This is a genomic window from Nocardioides deserti (assembly GCF_014266025.1).
Lineage (GTDB): Bacteria > Actinomycetota > Actinomycetes > Propionibacteriales > Nocardioidaceae > Nocardioides > Nocardioides deserti.
On record NZ_JACMYC010000034.1, the window covers coordinates 1 to 4,945 of the forward strand.

The window sequence follows — 4,945 nt, forward strand, 5'->3', positions numbered from 1 at the left end:
TCGAAGCACCCATCTGCTCCGCACCCGCCGCCACCGTCGACACGTTCCGCGACACCTCCTCAGCAGCACCCGAGACCACACCCGCCTGCACCGACGTCTCCTCCGCACCCGCAGCGATCTGCTGCGACCCCGCCGACAGCTCCTCGGCCGCACCGGCAACGGCCTCGGCGGACTCGGAGACCGCCGTCACGATCTGGGCGACCGAGCCGACCGAGGCGTTCAGCGCCTGCTCGAGCTCGCCGAGCTCGGCGGTGGAGACCTCCGGCACGCGCTGGGTCAGGTCGCCCTCGGCGAGGGCCTGCAGCACGTCGATGCCACGACGCAGCGGTCGGGTGATCGACCGGGCGATCAGGTAGGCGAGTCCGCCCAGTGCCAGCATGCCGAGCAGCGCGACGAGGACGATGTCGCGCATCATGTCGCTGCGCGCCTCGTCGACCTCGGCGGTCTTGGCCTCGGCGGAGGCGGTCAGCTCCTCGACGGCACCACCGATCAGGTCGTCGACCTTGCCGTTCGCCTCCTGGATCTCCCCGACCCGGGCCAACATCGCCCGCTGGTCCTTCACCGCGCCCGCGACGAAGGCCGCGATGTCGCGGCCGTAGCCGTCGAGCGCCGCGCTGAAGGCCGCGACCTCCTCGGCGCTGATCTCGATGTTGTCCGACGGGAGCGAGGCGATCAGCTCCTCCATGGTGGCCACGTCGTCCTCGACGTCGCTCACGACGTCCCTCGGCTGGTCCGCGGTGAGGGACTTCAGCGCGTCGTACTTCAGCTCGCTCGAGCGGGTGTCGATGGCATGCAGGCCCGACCGCGTGTCCTCGAGGGCGGCGAGCTCCTCGCTGAGGCGGTCGACCTGCTGCAGCCCGTGGACGGCCACGCCGGTGATGAGGACCGAGGTCGTGATGCCGATGCCGGCGATCGCTGCCAGGCGTCGCCCGACGGTCCAGGTGAGGGGGCTCTTCATGGGCGTGTCTCCGTTCTCAGGCCGCGACGGCGCGGTCGACGTCGAGAGCCAGCAGGAGCTGGTCCTCGAGCTTGTAGGCCCCGAGAATGAGGTCGCGGGCGACGCCCGCGAGTGTGTCCGGCGGGGGCTCGAACTGGTCGGCCTCCACGTCGACGACCGAGCCGATGCTGTCGACCAGAAGGGCCACCGGCTCGCCCGAGACCCGGATGACGACGAGCATCGGCTCCTGGTCCGCCGAGTACGCCGCGAGGCCGAGCTGCTCGCGGAGGTCGACCGCCGACAGCACCTGCCCGCGCAGGTTGATGAGGCCCGCGACGCTGGTCGGCGCGAGGGGGATGCGGGTGCGCGGCTGTCCGCGCAGCACCTCCTGGACGGCGCCGACGTCGACGCCGTAGACGCGGTCGTCCAGGGTGAAGGTGACCAGTCGGGTGCTCACAAGGCCTCCGCCAGCTCGGGCGCCGACTCGAGCGGCGCGTGGTCGTGGAAGCCGGGGTCGGCGGCGAGGATCGCGGCGCGGACGTCGAGCAGCTCGACGATGCGGTCGCGCACCAGCGCCGACCCCAGCAGGCCGTGGTCGTCGATGTCGCTGCGGACCTGGGCGTCCTCGTCGACGATGTCGACAATCTCCTCGACGACGATCGCGACGCTGCGGTCGCCGGCGGAGTAGACGACGACGGTGAGCTCGTCGCTGTCCTGGCCGCCGAAGGCACCGAGGTGCCGGTCCAGCCGGAGCAGCGGGAGGATCGCCCCGCGGTACTGCACCACCTCGCGGCTGCCGACCTGCTCCACCGCGGACGCGGCGATGCTCTCGAGCCGGGTCACCGAGGACAGCGGGATGGCGACGCGGCGGCCGCCGCCGATGCCGACCACGAGCATCCGCAGGTGGTCGCTCGCGACCGTGGTCTCGACCGCCGTGGCCTGCCCGGTGGCGCGCTCCAGCGCCTCCGCGGACAGCACCCGCCGCGCGAGCGCCTGCACGTCCAGGATGAGGGCGACGCGCCCGTCGCCGAGGATCGTCGCCCCGGAGTACGTCCCGAGCTCCTTGATCCGCGAGGTGAGCGGCTTGACCACGATCTCCTCGGTGCTGAGCACCCGGTCGATCACCAGCCCGAAGCGCTTGCCCTCGGCCTGCAGGACCGCGATGAGCACGTGACCGTCGGACCGGTCGGACTCCACCCCGAGGACGTCGGCCAGCCGCACGAGCGGCAGCAGCGCCCCGCGCAGGCGGTAGACGCTCGCGCCGTTGACGTCCTCGACCTCACTCGCGGCACGGTCGGCGTCGAGGGCCACCAGCTCGAGCAGGCTCACCTGCGGGATGGCGTACCGGTCCCCGGCGCACTCCACGGTGAGGGCCGGCACGATCGCCAGCGTCAGCGGGATGCGGAGCCGGCAGGTGGTCCCGCGACCGAGCACGGACTCGACCTCGATGGTGCCGCCCATCGCCTCGATGTTGGTCTTCACCACGTCCATGCCGACCCCGCGGCCGGAGACGTTCGTGACGGCCGCGGCCGTCGAGAAGCCCGCCGTGAAGATCAGCTGCAGCACGTCGGCGTGCGTCATCGTCGCCAGCTGCGCCGGGGTTCGCAGGCCGCGCTCGACGGCCTTCGCGGCGATCCGGTCCGGGTCGATCCCGGCGCCGTCGTCGCACACCTCGACCACGACCTGCCCGCCCTCGTGGTAGGCCCGCAGCGTCAGCACCCCCTGCGCGGGCTTGCCGGCGGTGAGCCGCTCGGCGGCGCTCTCCAGGCCGTGGTCCACCGCGTTGCGGACGAGGTGGGTCAGCGGGTCCTTCACCGACTCCAGCAGCGACCGGTCGAGCTCGGTCTCCCGACCCTCCATGACGAGCTCGACGGACTTGTCGAGCGCCGCCCCGAGGTCGCGGACGACGCGCGGCAGCTTCGACCACAGATGGTCGATCGGCTGCATGCGGGTCTTCATCACGCCCTCCTGCAGCTCGCTGGCGATGAGGTTCAGCCGCTGCGCTGCACCCGCGAGCTCGGGGACGGCCGCCTGGGCGCCGGCCTGGCGGACGATCTGGTTGCGGGTCAGGACCAGCTCGCCGACCAGCCGCATGAGGGTGTCCAGCAGGTCGACGTCCACCCGGATCGACGAGTCGGCCACGTTTCGCCGGGCCGGCTCGGTGGCGTGCTCCGCGACCAGCTCGGGAACGGGCTCGGCGACGGGCTCGGGCTGGGCCTCGGGCTGGGCCTCGGGCTGGGCCTTGGGCTGAGCCTCGGGCTGGGCCTCGGGCGTCTCGGCGGGGGCGTGCTGAGGCGCCGCGGGCTGCTCCTCGCCGTCCAGGACCGCGGTGACCCGCCGGACGACCGGCTCGACGTCGACCTCGCCCTCACCGCCGGTCGCCTCGATCGAGGCCAGCAGCTCGCGGACGACGTCCACCATGGCCAGCAAGGCATCGGTGGTCGGCGGCGTCATCACCATCTTGCCGTCGCGCAGGCGGGCGAGCAGGTTCTCCCCGACGTGGGTGACGGCCTCGAGCCGGCCGAACGCCAGGAAGCCGCTCGTCCCCTTGATCGTGTGGATCGTGCGGAAGATGCTCGCGAGCAGGTCGCGGGAGCCGGGCTGCTGCTCGAGCGCGACCAGGTCGCGGTCCAGCTGGTCCAGGTTCTCGTGGCTCTCCACGAGGAACTCCTGGACGATCTCGTCCATCTCGTCCATGTGTGTGCTGCTGCCTTCCATCCATGTTGGGCAGCCGTTCCATCGGTCGCGCGCGGTGAGACCTGAGCGGATCGGGGGTGGGGGCCGTCTCCTCCTCGAGGACAGCGGTCCGGCACCTCAGGTGGACGCGGTGGAGGGTGGCCGGGCGGCAGGGTTGCCGGCATGACGATCCTCCTCGCGGACCCGCGGGTCCGTGCCGTGCCGGTCATCGAGTCCGGCGAGCCGCTGGTCCGCCTCGGCACCGACCTCTCCCCCGCCGGCGCGGTGGTCCGCGTGGGCCTGGCCGCGCGGCTGGTCCGCGCCGACGCCGCGCTGCCCGCCGGCCTGCGGCTGCGCGTGGTCGAGGGGCACCGGAGCGCAACCGCCCAACAGGCGATCATCGAGACGTACGCCGCGCAGCTGTGCGCCTGCACCCCGGCATCGGCCCGGCCGACCTCGAGCGGCTCACCAGCCGCTTCGTCGCGCCGCTCGACGTCGCCCCGCACGTCGCCGGCGCCGCGGTCGACCTGACCCTGGTCGACGTCTCGACGGACCCGGCCGGGGTCGAGCTCGACCTCGGCACGCCGATCGACGCGACGCCCGAGCAGAGCGGGGGCCGCTGCTTCACCGCCGCGGCACACATCTCGGCCGCGGCACGTGCCCGTCGCGACCTGCTGGCGGAGGTGCTGGGGGCGGAGGGCCTCGTGAACTATCCGACGGAGTGGTGGCACTGGAGCCACGGCGACCGGTACTGGGCGCTGGTCACCGGCGCCGGCCACGCGCTGCACGGGCCGGTGCTCGACCCCTCGCCCGAGGTGACCGCGGCCGAGGTCGCCGCATGAGCGCGCTGTGCCCCGAGCTGACGGGGACACCCACGGGGACACCCACGGGGTCACAGACGGGGACACCCACGGGGACACCCACGGGGTCACAGACGGGGACACGGGCGGGGACACGGGCGGGGACACAGGCGGGGACACAGGCCGGCGCCGGACCGCTGCTCGAGGTCGACCTGGCCGCGGTCGGCGCCAACACGCGGCTCCTCGCCGAGCGTGCCGCGGGCGACCTGATGGCGGTCGTGAAGGCCGACGGCTTCGGCCACGGCGCGGTCGACGTCGCCCGCACCGCCCTGGCCCACGGGGCGACCTGGCTCGGCGTCACGAGCCTCGACGAGGCGTTCGCGCTGCGAGCGGCCGGGCTGCGCGCGCCGGCGCTGAGCTGGCTGAACCCGGTCGACGCCGACTGGGCCACCGCGGTCGCGTCCGGCGTCGACGTGGCCGTGCCCGGCCTCGAGCACCTCGCCGCGGCCGCGGCGGCGCCCGGCCGCGCCCG

General features: G+C 73.5%; 6 protein-coding genes. 3 read left to right on the plus strand and 3 right to left on the minus strand.

The window, feature by feature from the left end; genetic code table 11:
• From H7344_RS20105 to H7344_RS20115, 3 genes are all read right to left on the minus strand, one after another.
• Positions 1-958 (minus strand): HAMP domain-containing protein (locus H7344_RS20105; RefSeq protein WP_186347763.1); only part of this gene is annotated, 958 nt, incomplete at its 3' end.
• Between the two features lie 16 nt (positions 959-974).
• A complete protein-coding gene (locus H7344_RS20110; RefSeq protein ID WP_186347764.1) occupies positions 975-1,394 on the minus strand; it encodes a chemotaxis protein CheW in 420 nt (139 codons plus the stop codon).
• The gene (locus tag H7344_RS20115) at positions 1,391-3,634 is read right to left on the minus strand and encodes a chemotaxis protein CheA (RefSeq protein WP_186347765.1); all 2,244 of its coding nucleotides are present in this window, start codon (positions 3,632-3,634) and stop codon (positions 1,391-1,393) included. Before H7344_RS20115 ends, H7344_RS20110 begins: the two co-directional genes overlap by 4 nt.
• Before the next feature lie 162 nt (positions 3,635-3,796).
• Between H7344_RS20115 and H7344_RS20300 the strand changes: the two genes are divergently transcribed.
• From H7344_RS20300 to H7344_RS20970, 3 genes are all read left to right on the plus strand, one after another.
• A complete protein-coding gene (locus H7344_RS20300) occupies positions 3,797-4,144 on the plus strand; it encodes a M15 family metallopeptidase domain-containing protein (protein ID WP_222130941.1) in 348 nt (115 codons plus the stop codon).
• Entirely contained in the window at positions 4,036-4,455 is a 420-nt protein-coding gene (locus H7344_RS20305) for a M15 family metallopeptidase (RefSeq protein ID WP_222130942.1), read from the plus strand. Before H7344_RS20300 ends, H7344_RS20305 begins: the two co-directional genes overlap by 109 nt.
• A 170-nt stretch (positions 4,456-4,625) precedes the next feature.
• Positions 4,626-4,945, plus strand: a 320-nt coding sequence (locus tag H7344_RS20970; RefSeq protein WP_260989746.1) for an alanine racemase, incomplete at its 3' end; no start/stop codon positions are given.

Coding starts and splice junctions, on each gene's coding strand:
- H7344_RS20115 (WP_186347765.1), bottom strand. CDS start 3,634: ATGGACGAGATGGACGAGATCGTCCAGGAGTTCCTCGTGGAGAGCCAC.
- H7344_RS20300 (WP_222130941.1), top strand. CDS start 3,797: ATGACGATCCTCCTCGCGGACCCGCGGGTCCGTGCCGTGCCGGTCATC.